The 19,150-nt window shown below is 64.5% G+C and carries 16 protein-coding genes; 10 read left to right on the forward strand and 6 right to left on the reverse strand.

Features of this window, described 5'->3' with window-relative positions; translation table 11 throughout:
* Positions 1-28 precede the first annotated feature (28 nt).
* Positions 29-1,804 (reverse strand): adenylate/guanylate cyclase domain-containing protein, encoded by a 1,776-nt coding sequence (locus tag BraRD5C2_RS37430; RefSeq protein ID WP_223977153.1) that lies wholly within the window; start codon positions 1,802-1,804, stop codon positions 29-31.
* A 97-nt stretch (positions 1,805-1,901) separates the two neighbouring features.
* Entirely contained in the window at positions 1,902-2,699 is a 798-nt protein-coding gene (locus BraRD5C2_RS37435) for an N-formylglutamate amidohydrolase (protein WP_223977155.1), read from the reverse strand.
* 103 nt (positions 2,700-2,802) lie between these two features.
* Between BraRD5C2_RS37435 and BraRD5C2_RS37440 the strand changes: the two genes are divergently transcribed.
* The 3 genes from BraRD5C2_RS37440 (at position 2,803) to BraRD5C2_RS37450 (ending at position 5,101) form a co-directional block, all read left to right on the forward strand.
* Positions 2,803-3,705: a transglutaminase family protein gene (locus BraRD5C2_RS37440; RefSeq protein WP_223977157.1), complete on the forward strand. Its 903-nt coding sequence runs from the start codon at positions 2,803-2,805 to the stop codon at positions 3,703-3,705.
* Positions 3,706-3,707: 2 nt separating this feature from the next.
* Positions 3,708-4,520, forward strand: a complete 813-nt coding sequence (locus BraRD5C2_RS37445) for a transglutaminase-like domain-containing protein (protein WP_223977160.1) — start codon at positions 3,708-3,710, stop codon at positions 4,518-4,520.
* 182 nt (positions 4,521-4,702) lie between these two features.
* Positions 4,703-5,101 (forward strand): gamma-glutamylcyclotransferase family protein, encoded by a 399-nt coding sequence (locus BraRD5C2_RS37450; RefSeq protein ID WP_223977162.1) that lies wholly within the window; start codon positions 4,703-4,705, stop codon positions 5,099-5,101.
* Between the two features lie 52 nt (positions 5,102-5,153).
* Here BraRD5C2_RS37450 and BraRD5C2_RS37455 read toward each other — a convergent pair whose 3' ends face one another.
* Entirely contained in the window at positions 5,154-5,708 is a 555-nt protein-coding gene (locus BraRD5C2_RS37455; protein WP_223977164.1) for a chlorite dismutase family protein, read from the reverse strand.
* A gap of 207 nt (positions 5,709-5,915) precedes the next feature.
* On the opposite strand from BraRD5C2_RS37455, the gene dnaG reads away from it, so the two are divergent.
* Both dnaG and rpoD read left to right on the forward strand, forming a co-directional pair.
* Positions 5,916-7,928 (forward strand): DNA primase, encoded by a 2,013-nt coding sequence (gene dnaG, locus BraRD5C2_RS37460; protein WP_223977166.1) that lies wholly within the window; start codon positions 5,916-5,918, stop codon positions 7,926-7,928.
* A 253-nt stretch (positions 7,929-8,181) separates the two neighbouring features.
* Positions 8,182-10,314 (forward strand): RNA polymerase sigma factor RpoD, encoded by a 2,133-nt coding sequence (rpoD, locus tag BraRD5C2_RS37465; RefSeq protein WP_223977169.1) that lies wholly within the window; start codon positions 8,182-8,184, stop codon positions 10,312-10,314.
* A gap of 255 nt (positions 10,315-10,569) precedes the next feature.
* Here the strand turns inward: rpoD and BraRD5C2_RS37470 are convergent, their stop codons facing one another.
* Positions 10,570-10,806 (reverse strand): hypothetical protein, encoded by a 237-nt coding sequence (locus tag BraRD5C2_RS37470; RefSeq protein ID WP_223977171.1) that lies wholly within the window; start codon positions 10,804-10,806, stop codon positions 10,570-10,572.
* 120 nt (positions 10,807-10,926) lie between these two features.
* Positions 10,927-13,746: a CHAT domain-containing protein gene (locus BraRD5C2_RS37475; RefSeq protein ID WP_223977173.1), complete on the reverse strand. Its 2,820-nt coding sequence runs from the start codon at positions 13,744-13,746 to the stop codon at positions 10,927-10,929.
* A 524-nt stretch (positions 13,747-14,270) separates the two neighbouring features.
* Between BraRD5C2_RS37475 and BraRD5C2_RS37480 the strand changes: the two genes are divergently transcribed.
* The 4 genes from BraRD5C2_RS37480 (at position 14,271) to BraRD5C2_RS37495 (ending at position 17,385) form a co-directional block, all read left to right on the forward strand.
* On the forward strand, positions 14,271-14,681 hold the full coding sequence (locus tag BraRD5C2_RS37480; protein ID WP_223977175.1) for an ester cyclase: 411 nt from the start codon (positions 14,271-14,273) through the stop codon (positions 14,679-14,681).
* A gap of 154 nt (positions 14,682-14,835) precedes the next feature.
* The gene (locus BraRD5C2_RS37485; RefSeq protein WP_223977177.1) at positions 14,836-15,462 is read left to right on the forward strand and encodes a hypothetical protein; all 627 of its coding nucleotides are present in this window, start codon (positions 14,836-14,838) and stop codon (positions 15,460-15,462) included.
* An 89-nt stretch (positions 15,463-15,551) separates the two neighbouring features.
* Complete coding sequence (locus tag BraRD5C2_RS37490) at positions 15,552-16,358, forward strand: lytic murein transglycosylase (RefSeq protein ID WP_223977179.1); 807 nt, start codon at positions 15,552-15,554, stop codon at positions 16,356-16,358.
* Between the two features lie 181 nt (positions 16,359-16,539).
* Positions 16,540-17,385 carry an FRG domain-containing protein gene (locus BraRD5C2_RS37495; protein ID WP_223977181.1) on the forward strand — a complete coding sequence of 282 codons (846 nt, stop codon included), beginning with the start codon at positions 16,540-16,542 and terminating at the stop codon, positions 17,383-17,385.
* Between the two features lie 278 nt (positions 17,386-17,663).
* On the opposite strand, the gene BraRD5C2_RS37500 is transcribed toward BraRD5C2_RS37495, so the two are convergent.
* Positions 17,664-18,530: an SDR family NAD(P)-dependent oxidoreductase gene (locus BraRD5C2_RS37500; RefSeq protein WP_223977183.1), complete on the reverse strand. Its 867-nt coding sequence runs from the start codon at positions 18,528-18,530 to the stop codon at positions 17,664-17,666.
* Positions 18,531-18,687: 157 nt separating this feature from the next.
* Here BraRD5C2_RS37500 and BraRD5C2_RS37505 point away from each other — a divergent pair, with 157 nt between their 5' ends.
* Entirely contained in the window at positions 18,688-19,089 is a 402-nt protein-coding gene (locus BraRD5C2_RS37505) for a response regulator (RefSeq protein WP_223977186.1), read from the forward strand.
* Positions 19,090-19,150: the final 61 nt, after the last annotated feature.

The raw sequence follows: 19,150 nt of genomic DNA on the forward strand, positions 1-19,150 counted from the left end.
TTCGACGACATTGCGAGAGGACGGGTCCTCACTCCGGGAGCCCTGCCATGCGTAACGGGTTGACCAATGCGTCCAGGTCGCCTTGCCGGCGATACGGAAGCAGACTGGCCCAGCGGGCCAAGCTGAAGTTGGGGTGGCCCGCCAGCAAGTCGGTTGAGATAACACGCGCTTCATTTTGCCGGCCGAGATTCCAAAGTGCCGCGATGAGTGTCGACTGCGCGGTCAGCCAGAGCGGCCGCTGCTTCAATACGCGGGAAGCAATGTCGTGCGCCGTCGCGAAGTCTCCGAGATGAAATCTTGCGCGCGCTTCGTCGACCATGGATTCGTTGCGTTCAATGGGACTGAGCCGTTGGGCGTGTTCCTCGTAAAGGACGGCTTTTCTGAAATTGCCGGCGTAACCATGATACATGCCCGCCATGTGATGGGCGTCAGAACTGCTGGGCACGAGGCTGATTGCCGCTTCTCCTGCTGTCACCGCCTCATCATGGCGACGCTGAAAGGTGCGGACATAGCCAATGACCAAGTATGCCTCGCCGAAACCAGGGTCAACCGCGAGAGCCCGATCGGCGCAATCCAGCGCGGCTTGATACGCTTCATCCTCGTCTTTGGCCCAACCAAATCGGGCCTGGTCGGTTAGAGTGAGACCCAGGAGGTAGAGTGCCGGCATGAAGGCCGGATTGATTTCCAGCGCCTCTTCCAGAAGCTTCCGTCCCTGTGCATGAGTCTGTCTCGCAAAATTAACGTAGAGCGCGCGCCCCTTTAGAACATATTCATATGCCAGCGGACTGCCTGAGCGCTTTCGCCATACCCTTGCGCGTTCGCCGACCGTCAGCTGCACCTCGAGCGCTTCGACGATCTCGCGCGTAATTCGGTCTTGGAGGTCGAACACGTCATCGAGTTCTCCATCAAAGCGATCCGCCCAAAGGTGGCTGCCGTCTCGACTATCGATCAATTGCGCCGTCAACCTTACGCGATTGCCAAGCTTTCGAACGCTCCCTTCCAGCAGATAGCGAGCGCCCAAAATCTGCCCGATCTCGCGAATGTCCCTGTTCTGCCCCTTGAACGCGAAGCTCGAATTGCGAGCTATCACCATCAGCTCTTGAATCTTCGACAGGGTCGTGAGGACGTCTTCGGCGATCCCGTCTGCGAAATACTCCTGTTCGATATCGCCGCTCATATTCTGAAACGGCAGCACCGCGATGGAGGGCTTTCGCGAGAGCGGGCGGACATGGTGTGGTTCGGTGGAAGTTGCAAGATGCGCAGTCGAAGCTTTGGCGCCGATTTTCATTCGCCAAACGCGTACCGGTTCAGCAATGTTCTTCAGATTCTGCTGACCGATGTCTTCGAAGGCCGCATCGACCTTGCCACGGATTTGCCGGTAGGCGTCGTCGGACAGGCATATGCCGCCGGGGTCGGCAATATTCTCCAGCCGCGCGGCGATGTTGACGCCGTCGCCGAAGATGTCGTCGTTGTCGATCATGATGTCGCCGACGTGAATGCCGATGCGAAACGCTATCCGGTGCTGTTGCGGTGCCGAGGCGTTCAGCTCCGCGATCCTGTCTTGAACCTCCACAGAGCTGCGCACCGCATCGACGACACTGCCGAACTCGACGAGCATGCCGTCACCGGTTGTCTTGACGATGCGGCCACGATGAGCGGCTATTGTTGGATCAATGAGATCCTTTCTGGCTGCCTTGAGTCGCGCGAGCGTGCCTTCCTCGTCCGTTCCCATGAGGCGACTGTAGCCGGCGACATCCGCCGCCAGCACTGCTGCCAGTCGTCTTTCCACGCGCTCGGGGGCCACGGAACTGTCCTAACTCGGAAGTTCAAGCCGGCAGATTAAAGCACGCCAAGTTGCCTCCGGGCTAGAGGCCGCACTCTCGCAGGCCCCGTTCGACGCCCTAGATCCGCGCTTCCTTACGCAACGTCGTTTCGATCTCGCCGAGGATGCGCGCCAGCCGCTCGGCCCATGCGGTCTCGCCGGCCTGATCGGAGATCAAGTCCTGGCGGATCTCGATGCCGGAATTCATCAGGCCGCGCTTCTCGCCATGCACCGGGATCGTGTAGTCGGTCTCGTCGCTGACCGCATAGGGCTCGTTGTCGCCGACCACGAGATCGCCCTCGCTGCGCAGATGCTTCAGCAGCAGCGGCGGCAGCGCCTTGTCACGGTGATAGAGCGTGCCGATGTGCCAGGGACGCGCGATGCCAGCATAAACCGGCGTGAAGCTGTGCAGCGACACCAGCACCGTCGGCATGCCCCGATTCGCACGCGCGTCGATGATCTCGTCGATGCGCTGATGATAGGGATCGAAGATCTGCGCGCGGCGCATCTCAGCGGCTTCGCGCGACAGGCCTTCATTGCCCGGAACGGTGGTAGCTTCGCTGATCAATGGAACCGAGCTTGCGACATGCGGTGGACGATTGCAGTCGATCACGAGCCGCGAGTAGCGCTGCGCGATCAGGTGCGCGCCGAGCAGGTCGGAGAGCTGAGTTGCCACGCCGGCGATGCCGATGTCCCAGGCGATGTGCCGGATGAGCTCGCTTTCGGGCAGGCCGAGATCGCCGAGCGGAGAGGGAATCAGCCTGCCGTAATGATCGCAGGTGAACAGGAACGGCGAGCGGCCATCGGAATTATGTTCAAGAACCGGTGAAACGTCGGTGCTTGCGAGCAGGAACGATGGGCCACCGCCGTAATTCAAGGGCCTTTTCCTCAACTTTGCCTATTCAAGGGGCATGCTGGTCTGGAATCGAGCAGCTTTCTCTATAGATTAAGCGGTCCGAAATCACGATGATTGTTTGAAGATGCCGCTCCTGACTATCCATCACAAGACCGTTTATCGCTATGCGCGCCCGGTGGCGTTCGGCGAACACCGCATCATGCTGCGCCCCCGCGACGGCCACGATCTGCGCGTGCTCGACAGCGCACTTGTGATCGACCCGCAGCCGATGTCGCTGCGCTGGATCCACGACGTGTTCGGCAACAGCGTCGCGATCGCCACCTTCGACGAGCGCGCCGACACGCTGTGCTTTGTCTCGACCGCGACGGTCGAGCACAATCCGGCCGATACGTTCGCGCTGACACCGGATGACGCCGCCTACTTCTATCCGTTCCTTTACGATGACGAGGAATTCCCCGATCTGCAGCAGTTCATCACGCCGCAATATGGCGACCCGAACGGCGAGCTGTCGGGCTGGGCGCGGCGCTTCCTCGATGTCGAGGCGCCGACACTGACGTTCAAGATTTTGAGCGACATGACGCATGGCATTCGCGAGGCGTTCAGCTATCGCAAGCGCTACGAGCAGGGCACCCAGCATCCGCTCGATACGCTGCGGACGAAGTCCGGCACCTGCCGCGACTATGCGCTGTTCATGATCGAGGCGCTGCGCAGGCTCGGCATCGCCGCGCGTTTCGTCTCCGGCTATCTCGCAATGCCCGCCGGCAGCGCGCACGGCTATGTCGGCGGCGGCTCGACCCACGCCTGGGTGCAGGTCTATCTGCCGAGCGCCGGCTGGATCGAGTTCGATCCGACCAACGGCATCGTCGGCACGCGCGACCTGATCCGCGTCGCGGTGGCGCGCGATCCGCGCCAGGCGGTGCCGCTGCATGGCGTCTATCTCGGCGCCGCGGATGCCTTCCTGGGCCTGGACGTCGACATCAAGGTCGTCTCGGTCGGCGAGAATGCGGCGGAGCGGGAGACAGCCTGACGATGCAGATCAAGGTCGGCTTCGAGATCACCTACACGGCTCCGCAGCCGACCCCGATGGTGATCATGCTGTCGATCCATCCGTCGCGCTTCGCCGATATCGTCGGCACCGAGAGCATTGCGGCCGAGCCGGATGTCCCGATCGGCCTCTATCGCGACGGCTTCGGCAATGTCTGTGGCCGACTGGTCGCCCCTGGCGGTGGTGTCACCTTCCGCGGCAGCGCGCTGGTGCGGGATTCCGGGCTGGCGGACATCGTCAATCCGGCGGCGCAGCAGGTTGCGATCGAGCAATTGCCCGATGACATGCTGCTCTATCTGATGCCGAGCCGCTATTGCGAGACCGACAAGCTGACCGACATCGCCTGGTCGCTGTTCGGCAACACGCCGCAGGGCTGGGCGCGGGTGCAGGCGATCACCGATTTCGTGCACCATCATGTGACGTTCGGCTACGAGCACGCCCATCACATGAAGTCGGCGCATGACGTCTATGAAGGCCGCGCCGGCGTCTGCCGCGACTTCGCGCATCTGGCGCTCACCTTCTGCCGCTGCATGGGCATTCCGGCGCGCTACTGCACCGGCTATCTCGGCGACATCGGCGTTCCGCCGGATCCCGCGCCGATGGATTTCTCAGGCTGGTTCGAGGTCTATCTGTCAGGCCAGTGGTACACGTTCGATGCCCGCCACAACACGCCGCGGATCGGCCGCATCCTGATGGCGACCGGCCGCGACGCCGCCGACGTCGCGCTCACCACGAGCTTCGGCCGCATGACGTTGACGAAGTTCGTCGTGGTGACCGATGAGGTGGTGGCGGCTTGATGTAGAGCCGTCACCCTGAGGAGCGCGAAGCGCGTCTCGAAGGGTCGACGGCCACCAGCCGGGCCGTGCATCCTTCGAGACGCGCGTTCCGCGCTCCTCAGGATGACGGGAGATCGCCAACGAGCAATCCATTTCGTGGCACGATGGATTGCTTCGCTTCGCTCGCAATGACATAGAGGGCCATGACTTCCGACCTTCTCTTCGTCTACGGCACGCTGATGCGCGGCTTCGACCATCCGATGGCGAAGCTGCTTACCGGCAATGCCGAGTTCCTCGGGCCGGCGCAGTGCTGCGGGCGGCTCTATCTGGTGAAGCATTATCCGGGCCTAGTGGCGTCCGACGATCCCGCCGACATCGTGCACGGCGAATTGTTTCGCCTCCGCGAGCGCGAAGCCATGCTGCGCGAATTCGACATGTATGAGGCCTGCGGCGAGGGCTTTCCGCCGCCGACCGAATATGTCCGTGAGATGCTCAAGGTCACGCGCGCCGATGGCAGCGTGAACGAGGCGTGGACCTATCTCTACAACTGGCCTGTCACCGAGCTGCCGCGGATCGCGTCAGGGAAGTTTCTGGAGCACTAGCGCTCGTGTCCCGCACGCACTGCGTGCTGTGCAGCGTCCGGGGCACAAGATCTCAGATTTCCCGCTCGACGCGAATGTCGACCTCGCGCTCGACATAGCTCCATTCCTCGGTCGCGCGCAGGATGCCGACCAGTTCGTCGAACAGGCCATCGTGCTCGGGGGCGAATTCGAACCAGGTCAGGAAGTCGAAGGGCATGCCGAGGTCGCGAGCGTGAAACAGCTGGCGGGCGATGGCGGGGAGGAATTTCAAGGTGCCGGCGATGTGGTGCGACTTGTCCTCGAAAATCTCGCGGCGCTCCGGCTGCGTCAGCTCCCACCACGCCGCGGATTTCCTGATCGGGATCAGCGCCGCGTGCGTTGCCTCGCTGCGGCCGAGCCCGGCCTGCACGGCGGCAAGCTTCTCGCGCTCCTCCTTCTGGGTGTAGCGCAAATAGCTGGCGACGCCGGCGAGCCGCCAGGAGGTCTGCGCGGGCAACAGCGGCAGTGCGATCGAGTCGCTCGCAACGATCGACAGCGCCGGGACCTTCGGCAGCGTCTCGCCCTTCACCCGCGTGATGGATGTGACCTGCCAGCCGCCGCTCTGTCCGCCTCTGAATGTCGTGAACATGTTGCTATCCAATCCCGGAAGCGGGGAGGGGGCAAGCTTGCCGTGCAGGCTCTCCACCGCGGATTCGGGGGTAGCCCGCTCGACGGAGCCGCACGGGCTGGCCTGTGAATAGCCCGGAAAAGCCCCACATTGTTCGGCATGTCTTAGCCTGCCGCTATATGGCTAACCGGTTGTCCGCGATTCGTTGCCCGAGGCCAGAATCACCTGATGCGTTTCACGCCCGAATTCCTCGATGAGCTGCGCGCTCGGCTTCCGGTCTCGGAAGTCGTGGGCCGGCGCGTCAAGCTCAAGAAGGCCGGGCGGGAGTGGAAGGGGCTGTCGCCGTTCCAGCAGGAGAAGACCCCGTCGTTCTTCGTCAACGACCAGAAGCAGGCCTGGTTCGACTTCTCGTCCGGGCTGAATGGCAACATCTTCGACTTCCTGATGAAGACCGAGGGCGTGACGTTCCCTGAGGCGGTGGAACGTCTCGCCGCGATGGCGGGTGTCGCGCTGCCGGCCGTGACGCCCGATGCGGCGCGCCACGAGCAGCATCGCCGCACCCTGCACGACGTGATGGAACTGGCGACAAAGTTCTTCGCCGACACGCTGGCCTCGCGCAACGGCGCCAAGGCGCGCGGCTATCTTGCCGACCGCAGCATCTCACCGGCGACCCAGTTCCAGTTCCGGATGGGCTATGCGCCGCCGGACCGTTTTGCGCTGAAGGAGCATCTCGGCGCGCAAGGCATCTCCACCGAGGACATGGTGGAGGCGGGGCTTCTGGTGTCCGGCGAGGACAAGCCGGTGCCGTTCGATCGCTTCCGCGACCGCGTCATGTTCCCGATCACGGATGCCCGCGGCCGCGTCATCGCGTTCGGCGGCCGCGCGCTGGAGAAGGACGTTCCGGCCAAGTACCTGAACTCGCCGGAAACCCCGCTGTTTCACAAGGGCGACAATCTCTACAACCTGTTCACCGCGCGCCAGGCCGCGCATGACGGCGCGCAGCTGATCGTCGTCGAGGGCTATGTCGACGTCATCGCGATGGTCACCTCGGGCTTTCCCGGCGCCGTCGCGCCGCTCGGCACCGCGCTGACCGAGAACCAGCTGGCAATGCTCTGGAAGATGGTGGACGAGCCGATCCTCTGCTTCGACGGCGACCGCGCCGGCCAGAAGGCCGCCTATCGCGCCGCCGACCTTGCCTTGCCGCAGCTCAAGCCCGGCAAGAGCTTGCGTATCGCGCTGCTGCCGGAAGGGCAGGACCCCGACGACCTCGCGCGCTCCGGCGGCCGCGGCGCGATCGAGGATGTGATCGGCGCCGCGCGGCCGCTCGCCGAAATGGTCTGGTCGCGCGAGATCGAGGGCGGCAATTTCGACACCCCCGAGCGCCGCGCAGCACTCGAGGCGCGGATCGGCGAGCTCACCAATGGCATCCGCGACGAGGTGGTGCGGCGTTATTACCGGCAGGATTTGCAGGAGCGGCTGCAACGCAATTTTGCCCCGGAGGGCGGACGCGGCGGTTACGGCCGCGGCGGCTACGGCAACCGGGGCAATTTCGGAGGCGGACGCGGCGGCGAATCACCCCGCCAGTTTGCCCCTCGCGGCCCGGGTCAGGGCGGCCGGTTCGGCGCCAAGGGCGGCGCCACCCCCGGGTTTTCACGGGGCCCCTATCAGCCCGCGAGCCAGCAACTGGCCAACAGCCCGATCATGCGCGGTCAGCGCAGCGCGATATCGAGCCGCGAGGCGCTGATCCTGCAATCGCTGATCAATCACCCCTGGCTGCTGCACGACCATCTCGAGGAGGTGGCGGCGCTGGAGCTTGCCCATCCCGAGGCCCACAAGCTGCGGGCCGCGATTATCGCCGCCTTTGCCCACGACCATCACCATTCTCCTGATGTCGAGGAGCAGGCCGAGAAGATGCGCGCCGACCTCGAAGCGGGCGGATTATCGCAGATACTTCAAAGGGTTGAGCGGGTGATCACGACCCAGGCGGTGTGGGGCGCGCAGATCGGCGCGGCGCGCGAGGATGTTTTATCGACCTGGCGTCAACTCGTTGCCTTGCATCAGAAAACCCACGCCTTACTTAGGGAAAGAAAAGATGCGGAAGCCGCCTTGGCTGAAGACTCCAGCGAGGCCAATCTGGCATGGTTGCAGGATATCCAGGCCCGGATGGCAGAAGCCGATGGGACCGAAGCCCTGATTGAAGGGTTCGGCGAATTATCGGGCCGGTTCCAGCGTAACGTCTGATAATAAAAATGCTGCGGACGGCGCTGGCCGAACCCGCAAAAAGACTCGCCAAATCCATGGTTTGGCTGCAAAAACAGGGTTAAGCGAAACTTAATAGCCTCGCGGCTATTTCAAGATGGAAACCGTCGAGACGGATCAGAGGGGTGGCGAGATTTTGCGCCGCCCTTTGTGCGTCGAGAGAGTAAATCTAGATTTCGTGCGGATGCGCGTGCGTGGCGCCATTTTGCATGACCGCGTTTCGGGAGCTTAGTGAATGGCCACCAAGGCAAAGACGCTGCAGGTTAAGGACAAGGAAAAAGACGACAAGGCAGCGGATGCTCCTGAGAAGGATGCCGCTGACGCGCCGTCGCCGTTGCTCGACCTGTCGGATGCCGCGGTGAAGAAGATGATCAAGCAGGCCAAGAAGCGCGGCTTCGTGACCTTCGATCAGCTCAACGAAGTGCTGCCCTCCGACACGACCTCGCCCGAACAGATCGAAGACATCATGTCGATGCTCTCGGACATGGGCATCAACGTCACCGAGGCGGATGACAGCGAAGGCGAGGACGAGAAGGACGACGGCGACGACGAGACCGACAACGAACTCGTCGAGGTCACGCAGAAGGCTGTCACCGAGGTCAAGAAGTCGGAGCCCGGCGAGCGCACCGACGATCCCGTGCGCATGTATCTGCGCGAGATGGGCACGGTGGAATTGCTCTCCCGCGAAGGCGAAATCGCAATCGCCAAGCGCATTGAGGCCGGCCGCGAGGCGATGATCGCGGGCCTCTGCGAAAGCCCGCTGACCTTCCAGGCCATCATCATCTGGCGCGACGAGCTCAACGAAGGAAAGATCTTCCTCCGCGACATCATCGATCTCGAAGCCACCTATGCCGGCCCCGAGTCGAAGGGCGGCATCAATCCGAACCTGATCGGCAACAACGGCGCCGAGGGCGCCGCCGCTGAAGGCAATGGCGGCGATGTGCAGGCCGGCGCGCCGGCCCATGTCGCGCCGCCAGCAGCACCGCCGTCGCCGACCCCGTTCCGCGCCGCGCCCGCCGGTGGCGAAGCCGGTGTTGAGGAGAAGGATCCGGCCGAAGCCGCTGCCGAGTCCGACATGGACGACGACGAGTTCGAGAACCAGATGTCGCTCGCCGCCATCGAGGCCGAGCTGAAGCCGAAGGTGGTCGAGACCTTCGACAAGATCGCATCCGAGTACAAGAAGCTGCGCCGCCTGCAGGAGCAGGACATCGCCAACCAGCTGCAGAGCGAGTCGCTGTCGCCCTCGCAGGAGCGCAAGTACAAGAAGCTGAAGGACGAGATCATCGTCGAGGTGAAGTCGCTGCGCCTCAACCAGGCCCGCATCGATTCACTGGTCGAGCAGCTCTACGACATCAACAAGAAGCTGGTTTCGTTCGAGGGCCGCCTGCTGCGACTCGGCGACAGCCACGGCGTCGCGCGCGAGGACTTCCTGCGCAACTACCAGGGCTCGGAGCTCGATCCGCGCTGGCTCAACCGCGTCTCCAAGCTGTCGGCCAAGGGTTGGAAGAACTTCGTCCATCACGAGAAGGACCGCATCAAGGACCTGCGCCACGAGATCCAGTCGCTGGCGGCGCTCACCGGGCTCGAGATCGGCGAATTCCGCAAGATTGTGCACGGCGTGCAGAAGGGCGAGCGCGAGGCCCGTCAGGCCAAGAAGGAGATGGTGGAAGCCAACCTCCGTCTCGTGATCTCGATCGCCAAGAAGTACACCAACCGCGGCCTGCAATTCCTCGACCTGATCCAGGAAGGCAATATCGGCCTGATGAAGGCGGTCGATAAGTTCGAATATCGCCGCGGCTACAAGTTCTCGACCTACGCCACCTGGTGGATCCGGCAGGCGATCACCCGCTCGATCGCCGACCAGGCCCGCACCATCCGCATCCCCGTGCACATGATCGAGACGATCAACAAGATCGTCCGCACTTCGCGCCAGATGCTGAACGAGATCGGCCGCGAGCCGACCCCGGAAGAGCTCGCCGAGAAGCTCGGCATGCCCTTGGAGAAGGTCCGCAAGGTCCTCAAGATCGCCAAGGAGCCGCTGTCGCTCGAAACCCCGGTCGGTGACGAAGAGGATTCGCATCTCGGCGATTTCATCGAGGACAAGAACGCGATCCTGCCGATCGACGCGGCGATCCAGTCGAACCTGCGCGAAACCACGACGCGCGTGCTGGCCTCGCTCACCCCGCGCGAGGAGCGCGTGCTGCGCATGCGCTTCGGCATCGGCATGAACACCGACCACACGCTGGAAGAAGTCGGCCAGCAGTTCTCGGTGACGAGAGAGCGCATCCGCCAGATCGAAGCCAAGGCGCTGCGCAAGCTGAAGCACCCATCGCGGTCGCGGAAGCTGCGGAGCTTCCTGGACAACTAATTCGGGTCATCATGCCCGGGCTTGACCCGGGCATCCATCGAGACAAAAGCGGCGGGCAAAGGCCCGCCGTTTATTGTTTGCCCGGTCATCAACACCCTCGTCATTCCGGGGCGGCGCGCAGCGCCGAGCTCGGAATCCATCGGGCCGCAGATTTCGTGGTGAAATGGATTCCGGGCTCGCGCTTCGCGCGCCCCGGAATGACGAAAGAGGAACCCAGCACTGCAGAGTTGGTCGGCCTGACGGAGACCCGCGCCGCTACTTCTTCTTCGTCCCAACCCGCTCGATGGTTTTGATCTCGAGCGGCGGGCGGCCGCCCTTTTCGGCGATCTCGCGGTCCTGCTCGCGCAGGAAGGCGCGCACCGGCTCGTCGCCATCCAGCCCGCCCAGCAGCTCCGATGGCACGCGGCGGTTAGAGCGCTGCGAGCCGTCTTCATAGAAGACGTTGAAGAAGGCGAATTCGCCTTTGGGATTGGTCCCGGGTTTTTTCGGCATGGGCGGCTTGTCTCCGATCAGGCCGCCGCTGTCAAAGCAAATTACCTGCCGCGCGTGCCGATCTGCCCTGCACGATTCGGCGGCATAGGGCCCTTGCGCCGTTCATATGCGGCCTGTGCCTTAGCCCTCGAACAGCACGAACGCCGCCCACACGCTCGCGTCCTTGGCGCCCACGACCTTGCCGTCGCGCGCATCGCGCCGGGTCTGGCGCAGCGCATCCGAATAGGTCAGGCCCTCCGCCAGGTGCTCATAAAAGCGCACGGTGAAATTGGCGGTGCCCTCGTCGGCGACCGGCCACAGCGTCAGCAGCGCGCGCCGGGCGCCGGCGATGCCGAGCGCGGTCGGCAGACCGCGCAGGCCGCTGACGAAACTCTCGTCGCCGCGGCCGGTCTCGCAGGCCGAGAGCACCAGCAGATCAAGGCCGGACAGGTCCCAGTCCATCACCTCGAAGGCATAGAGATAGCCGTCCTTCTCATCACGCAGCGGCCATCGGCTGTCGCCGGCGCCGGACAGCACGATGCCGCTCTGCCAGAGCGTATCGAGGCCGGACGCCGTGCTGTCGTGATAGAAGCCGTGGGTCGCCAGATGCGCGATGCGGGCCTTGCCGATCGCCTCGCGCAGCGCGCTTTCGCTGACGCCGCGTCCGGTCAGCACCTCGACCGGCGCGCCGCGCGCGCGGGCGAGTCTTGCGATCGTCTCGATCTCGGTCTTCGTGCCGGGCAGGGGCATCGGCCCCGGCTGGCCGTATTCGATGCCGCCGGCGAGCAGCATCGCGCCCGTCCGGTCGAGCTTTTCGCGCGCATGGATCGCGATCAGCCCGTCGGGGCTGGTCAGCATCCGGATCGTGAACTTGTCCTCCAGCAGCCCGCCATCGGCGCCGGGCAGCAGCGCGAACGGCACGGCAAACAGGAAGCCGTCCGGCACCACATAGAGCGTGGCCTTGTCCTTCAGCAAAGGCTCCAGCGGCGCGAACAGCCGTGCGCGGAGGTTCTGGAAGCGACCTTTGGTGCCGAGCCCCCTGGTGTCGGGTGCTTCGGCGTCGGGATCCGGCGCGGCGGCCTGCATCGTGCGCAGCCGCGCGATCTCGGTCCGCACGCCGGTGTCGACCATGCGGCCGGGATCGCCGAGATCGACCACGCGGGGTTCGCTCGTTGCGGTCTCGACGATGGCGTAGAGCACGGTCGCGGACAGCGGTTCCTTGGACTGGCGATCCGCCTTCCATTGCCGCGTGATGAAATAGTTGATGACGGCTTCGTCAGGCGCGAGCAGCTGCGCGGGACGGATCGGATCCTGCGGCAGCTTCGCGCCGATCGCGTCGAGCCGCTTGTTCAGCGCCTTCTCGGCCGCGTCCTGCCGCTGCCACACGGATCTCGCCCAGTCGTCGATATTGCCCGACGAGAACAGCTCCTGCTTCTCGCCGTTGAGCCGCAACGCCGCGCGCAGCAGCGCCGCGGTCTCCTCGTCCTTGCCCGCCATCTGCGTCTCGAGCCGGCGCAGCGCGGTGGCATCGCCGCCGCCGAGCGTCTTCCAGCGCAGCACCGCGGCGGCAAAGGCTGGCTGTGCCACCGACGATCCGGCGCCGGTGGCGAAGCGGCCGAACGCGAACAGCAGATGGTCGGCATGGGCGCGGATCGCCTCGGCGACGGCGCGATCGCCTGATGTGCCGACCTCGCGCTTCATCCAGTCGAACATCTCGCGGTCGAGCGCGGTGAACGCGCGCGCGGCGCGGTTCGGATCGGTTGCGATCAAGGCTGTCGCGATGCCGAGTTTGGTCTCGAAGCTGAGCGGATGCTGCGCGGTGAAGGCGCGGGTCGAAATCGCAAGCGCGGTCTCGCGCAGCCGCATGCCCGCGTCTCGCTCGCCGCGCTGCTCGCGCTTGCCGGCCGCCAGCCCTGCTGCCTTGATGCGCAGGAAATCCGCGAAATTCGCCTCATTGGCAACGATCGCCTCCAGCCGCTGCAGGTCGGCTTGCGGCATCGCGGCATCGCCTGTGGCGAGCATGTCGGTGTAGAACAGCCAGGCATCGGCCTGCCCGGCGAAGCTCGGATCCTTCGGCGCGAGCATGGTCGCGATCGCGCGATGCCGGCGGAAATAGCGGCGGGCATCGTCGAAGCGGCCGAGATTGAGAAAATCCTGTCCGGCGTTGTTGACCGTCACCAGCGTATTGAGATGGTTCTCGCCGTAATGCTTCGCGCGTTTCTCGATCGCGAACAGATCGAGCTCGAGCGCTTTTGCCGGCGCGCCGATCTCCCGCAGCATGTCGGCATAATTGTTGGCGAGCTTCCAGGTGGTACGATGGTCGGGCCCGAGCGCTTTCTCGGACAGCTCAAAATTGTGCCGGCCCAAATTCGTCGCCGACGCCGCCGAGCCGTTGGCCGACAGCGCGACCGCGAGCTTGTCGTTGGCGATCAGCGATTCCTCGGAGCCTTCGCCCCAATAGGCGTTGAAGGCCGCGATCGCCTTCATGTAGAGCGGGACGGCTTCCGCGATCCCGGCGTGGTCGGATAAGAGGATCGCGTACATCAGGAGCACGTCGGCATTGCCGGGCGGTGACTGCGCCGCCGCCTTGCCCTTGAACGCGCGGACGAACAGTTTTTCGGCCAGGTCGTCGCGCTTGACCGCGCGCAGCGCGGCGGTCACCTCGAAATACTGCTCCATGACGAATTGCGCGTCGTCGAGCTTGTCTGCCGCATCCAGTGCTGCAAGCAGCTGTGCATAGCCCGCGTCGAACTTGCCGCCGCGCGTCAGCGCGATGGCGTTCTTCATCTGCGCGGTGATCGCCTGTGCGTTGGCGGCGCCTTGCGCCGGCGCGCGCTTGGCGGGGGCGTTCTGCGCTGCGGCGGTATCGATCGGTCCGATCTGAACAGCGCCGAACATGAGGATGATACTGAGCGATGCGGCTATCCTGCGCGCGCGTACGAAACCCCCGGTGATCGTCATCGATGGCGCATCCTCATCGTGTCGTCCGTCATCGAAACGCGTTCCCCGCAAATGACGGCTTCGTCGCAACAGGCTGACGACGCTTTAGCGGCGCGCCTTTGCATGAACAAGACACGGCGGCCGGTCGCGCGTGGCGCGGAACCGGTCAGCCGAATTCGTGCTTCTTGGTCGCCGCCGATGCCTGTGGCGTTCATGCGTGCGCCCCGAATTGCTCCTGCGCCATGCGCCGCCGGATGCCGTGCGCCGCTGCTTGCATGCCACCGGCATGGTCAAGCCATCGGATGATGTTACCGGCGCGCATGCCCGCTGGTTGTGTCTTCCGCATCGTGCGGGCTTCAGGAGCGGCAGCCCGCGCGCAGGTCGGCGCACTTTCCGGGCGACCGTCTTTCGCTTTGGGACGGAAGCGCGCGCGGGTCGAAAGCGGCGTTTTTTTCTGACCATCGTCACTTGCACCGTCCCGCCCGATTCGCGTATGAGGCGCATCCTTCCTTTTCTGCAACTTTTCCTTCGAAGGCGCCCCGCCGATGTCCAACGCCACCCTCGACGCCAACAAGGCGCTGGTGCTCGCGCATTACGACGCCGTGACCAATCGGCTCGATCCCGATGCGATCCGCGCGCAGCTGGCGTGCGACTTCTTCGATCATGCCGCCGGCAAGCGGATGAGCGCCGAGGAGGTGATCGCGCATGCAACGGCCATGCACGAGACCTTCGCCGATCTGTCGGCGGTGGCGGAGTGCCTGGTGGCCGAGCGCGACATCGTCGCCGGCCGCTTCGTCTGGCGCGGCCGGCACCGCAGCCCGTGGCGCGGCGTTGCCCCGACCGGCCGCCACGTCGAATTCCGCGGCATGACGTTCTGGCGGATTCACGACGGCAAGATCTCCGAGCGCTGGGCGGAGATCGACTTCGTCGATCTGGAACGGCAGCTCAAGGATTGAGGGAAATCTGCACAGCTTCGCCGCGCTGCGACCGTGATCCGCCGCCAGCCTGCGGGCTCCGCCTCATCGCCGGTAACGGGCGCATAGCGCCTCGAAGGTGCTGAGAGAAGCGAGAGCGCGAGACTGGAGCCCGGCAGACTGCGCGGGATGAATGATGAGCGCCGCCTCCCATGAGAAACAGGCCGCGGCCGATCGGTTCAGCTTCACCTATTTCGTATGGGTGATGCTGGTCGGGCTTTTGTTTGCGTTCGGTAGCGATCTGGACCGCATCTTCAATCTTTGGCTGATGCTGGTGCCGGCGTTGTTCCTGCCGGCCGTTGCCGTCACGCTCTATTGCACGGCCGCCCTGATCCGAAATCTCTGGCTGAGGCGATGGCGGCGCGTGGCCTCGATCCTTGTGGCGCCGGTTGCCGCCTATCTCTTCTTCGCGGGCGTCCGAGCGGTCGGCGTCAGCCCCGAGCTGATACGCTTCGAGATCGGAAAGCGCGACTATATCGCGCAGATCGAAAAGCTCCCGGAGACTGGCGAACCTCGACTGGCGACCTTCGACTGGGGACAGACCGGCGGGGCCGGCGTTGCCAATTTCGTCCATACGCTGGTCTTTGACGAGTCCGACGAAATTGCTCGCACGCCTGCGCAACGCTCGCTTGCGTGGCGCGACCGGGTGAACCGGCTGTGTCCCGGCACGCCGCTCTGCTCGCTGTTGAACCCTCCCGCGGGGTTCTCGGTCGCGGTCAAACAACTCGACGGCCATTTCTATCTGGTGACTGAGGGCTGGTGAGAGATCCGACTGTCGCGTCGCGCAGGTCGTTTTGACGGGCATGATTTTAGCGGGCATGATCGGCCATTCGAAGCGGAAGGGATTGTTGCATGCTCAGGTGTCGTTTGGCGGTTGTGTTCGGCGCCTTGCTGCTTGCCACCCCCTCCTATGCCGCCCGCTGCGGCGGCAGTTTCCCGGCCTTCGTCCAGTCGTTCTCGCAGGAGGCAGCCAGCGCCGGCATCCAGCAGGATGTGATCTCGCAGGCGCTCGGCGGCGTGCAGCAGGATGGCGGGGTGCTCGCCTTCGACCGGCGGCAGCGCTACACCTTCAACAAGACCTTTGAGCAGTATGTCGCAACCCGCGTCGGCTCCGGGCGCATCAATGGCGGCCGCGCCATGTTGCAGCGTCACGCCGCGCTGCTCTCGAAGATCGAGCAGCAGTACGGCGTGCCGCGCCAGATCCTGGTCGCGATCTGGGGACTGGAGACGGATTTCGGCAAGGGCGACATGGGCAAGCTGCCGGTGTTCCGGGTGCTCGCCACGCTGGCGCATGACTGCCGCCGCACCGACCTATTCCAGGGCGAGCTGCTCGCCGCGCTCAAGATCCTGCAACGCGGCGACCTCCGTCTGAATGACATGATCGGCGCCTATGCCGGCGAGATCGGGCAGACTCAGTTCCTGCCGTCGTCCTACATCAAGTATGGCGTCGATTTCGACGGTGACGGTCATGTCGATTTGCGCCACTCGGTGCCCGACGTACTGGCCTCGACCGCGAATCTGTTGCACTCGAACGGCTTCAAGATGGGCGCGCCCTACGGCGAAGGCAGCGCCAATTTCGAGGCGATGCGCGAGTGGAACAGGGCGGTGATCTATCGCAAGACCATCGGGTATTTTGCCGATCAGCTTGTGGGGCGGTGACCAGCAAGGCGCGCGGCCGCCATCTCCACCACTGTCATTCCGGGGCGCGCCTCTTGGCGCGAGCCCGGAATCCATCGGGCCGCACAACGTGTTGAGAAATGGATTCCGGGCTCTCGCTACGCGAGCCCCTCAGATGCGCAATTGCGCATCGAGAATGACGGGTTGAGAGTGCGGAGCCCCCATGGAAACGATCGGCAGCCAAAAAATCTGGTCGTTCTTCGACCGCCGCGGATGCCAGGTCGCGAAGAACTCGGCGGTGCGGGAGGGGTCGGGGCATCGCGTCGGCTCCTATCTCGAACTCGCGACCAAGATCGCCGAGCTGCAATTCCTCAACCGCGACCATGTGCTGCTGTTTCGCGGCCAGGGCGCCGACTTCAGGAACGTCAAGCGCAACTCGTCGCTGAAGCCGACGCTGTTCCGCGCCGGCCGCGGCAATCCGGACCGCGAGACGCTGGCGTCGCGGTTCGCGGCGCTGGCCCGCGCCGAGCAGATCCTGATTGCGGACTACGCGAAAGCCAAGCTGCTCGGGCTGGAGCGGTTGAAGCGGCATCGCATCCTGCGCTGGTCGATCCTGCAGCATTACGAGGTCTGCACCACGCCGCTGCTCGACGTCACCCATTCGATCCGGATCGCCGCGTCGTTCGCATCGCTGGCGGAGACCGGCACCGCCTTCCTCTATGTGCTCGGCGTGCCGAACCTCAGCGGCGCGATCACCGCGAGCGCCGAGGCCGGCCTGCAGATCGTGCGGCTCTCCAGCGTCTGCCCGCCGGCGGCGGTGCGGCCGCATATCCAGGAGGGCTATCTGCTCGGCGAATACCCTGAAATGTCCGGCACTGAGCAGAAGGAAAACTATTTCCCGTACGAGATGGATTTCGGCCGGCGGCTGGTCGCCAAATTTTCGTTCGCGCCGGCGTCGTTCTGGAAGAACGACAATTTTCCGCAGGTGACGAAGAGCGCGCTCTATCCGTCCGAGCGAAGCGATCCGCTGTTTCGGCTGGCGCTCGGGGTGAAGAAGCAGCTGGGGTGATCTGCTTCGCAGCGCGCTTCGTGGGGCGGATTAGCTGCAGGCGCAGTCGCGCCCCGTACTGAAGCATGGATTGCTTCGCTTCGCTCGCAATGACGAAGTTGTAATGGCCGTGTAATCGCTTCACCCGTCATCCTGGGAGGCCGCGCAGCGGCCGTCTCGAAGGGGCGACGGCCACCGGTCGGGCCGTGCATCCTTCGAGGCTCGCTCCACTCGCACCTCAGGATGACGGGTCTGATGACGTTCGCAGGGACGGCGCCTCACCTGGCAACGTCACCCATTCAACCGGCCCTCGCCACCTCGCGCGCCAGCCGCCGCGCTGCGGTCTTCTCCATCATCCGTTGCAACACTTTCCAATACGTCCCCGGGCGGAAGCGTTGCAGCAGGTCCATGAAGCGGGCGTCCTTGCCGATCAGGATGCGCGGCTGGTTTTTCTCGATGCCAGCGATGATGCGCTGTGCGGCTGCGGTCGGCGTGGTCTTGGCTAGCGCGTCGAAACGCTCGATCGATTCGGCGCGGCGGGCATTGTCGGTGATGCCGGTGCCAGAGCGCGAGTTGCGCGCGATGTTGGTGGCGACGCCGCCGGGATGCACGACGGAGAGCCTGACCGGGCTGTTCGCCACCGCAAGCTCGTGACGCAGGCTTTCCGAGAAGCCGCGCACCGCGAACTTGGCTGCGCAATAGGCGCTCTGGCCAGGCGGGGCGAGGATGCCGAAGATCGAGGAGATGTTGACGATATGCGCCTCGCGCTGCCGCGACAGCAGCGGCAGGAAAGCGCGGGTGCCGTGCACCACGCCCCAGAAATTGATATTGAACAGCCACTCCATCTGGGCCTGCTCGATCTCGCCGAACTCGCCGAGCAGCGCCACGCCGGCATTGTTGACGACGATGTTGAGCCCGGGATGGGTGGCGCCGGCGGCCTCGGCAAATGCCGCGATCTGGCCGGGCTCGCTGACATCGAGGCGATGCGTGGTGACCTTGCGCGGGCTGACCTTGGCGATGTCGGCGGCGGTGGCCTGCAGGCCGGCCTCGTCGCGGTCGGCGATTGCGAGATCGCAGCCGCGCAGCGCCAGTTCATGCGCGAGCGCGCGGCCGATGCCGCTGGCGGCTCCGGTCACGGCGGCGGCAGATCCAGAGATCGCGGTCATACGGGTCAGCTCCATCTCAACGAAGGGTGGCGGGAGCCGTGAGGAACACGGCGGGCTTCCCCACTTTTCTCAGATTGGAACCGAACTATCCAGCGCCGAGGTGTTTGACCCTCGTCACACTCTGAAACCGAGGCATTCAATCCAAGGGAGGTCAGCCATGGGACAATCGAGACCCTGTCGTGCGAAGGCCCTGGTTGTCGAGGACGACCCCATGCAGCGCCAGATGATCGAATTGCTGCTGGAGGAGAGCGACTTCGAGGTCATCTCCTGCGAGAGCGCGGAGGCCGCAGAACTGGTGCTGCGGAGCAATGGCGACACTGTTGTGCTGATGCTGACCGATGTCGAGTTGGCCGGGAGCATGACCGGGATCGAGCTCGCCTTTGCCGCCAAGAAATACAACCCCGATCTCGATGTGATCGTGACCTCGGGCAAGCCGCTGCGCCAGCGCCTGCCCGACGGCGCCCTGTTCTGGTCCAAGCCCTGGGCGCCGCTGGACGTCATCCGGGTCGCCGAGATGAAGGCGTCGGAGCTATCGGGCGGCGGGTCGCGCAGATCCTGACAGAACAAGGGTCCTCGTAACGGAGTTGTCAGCGCGGCCGAAGGGTGGGCGGCCGGTGGCT

The organism is Bradyrhizobium sp. RD5-C2, assembly GCF_019972155.1.
Lineage (GTDB): Bacteria > Pseudomonadota > Alphaproteobacteria > Rhizobiales > Xanthobacteraceae > Bradyrhizobium.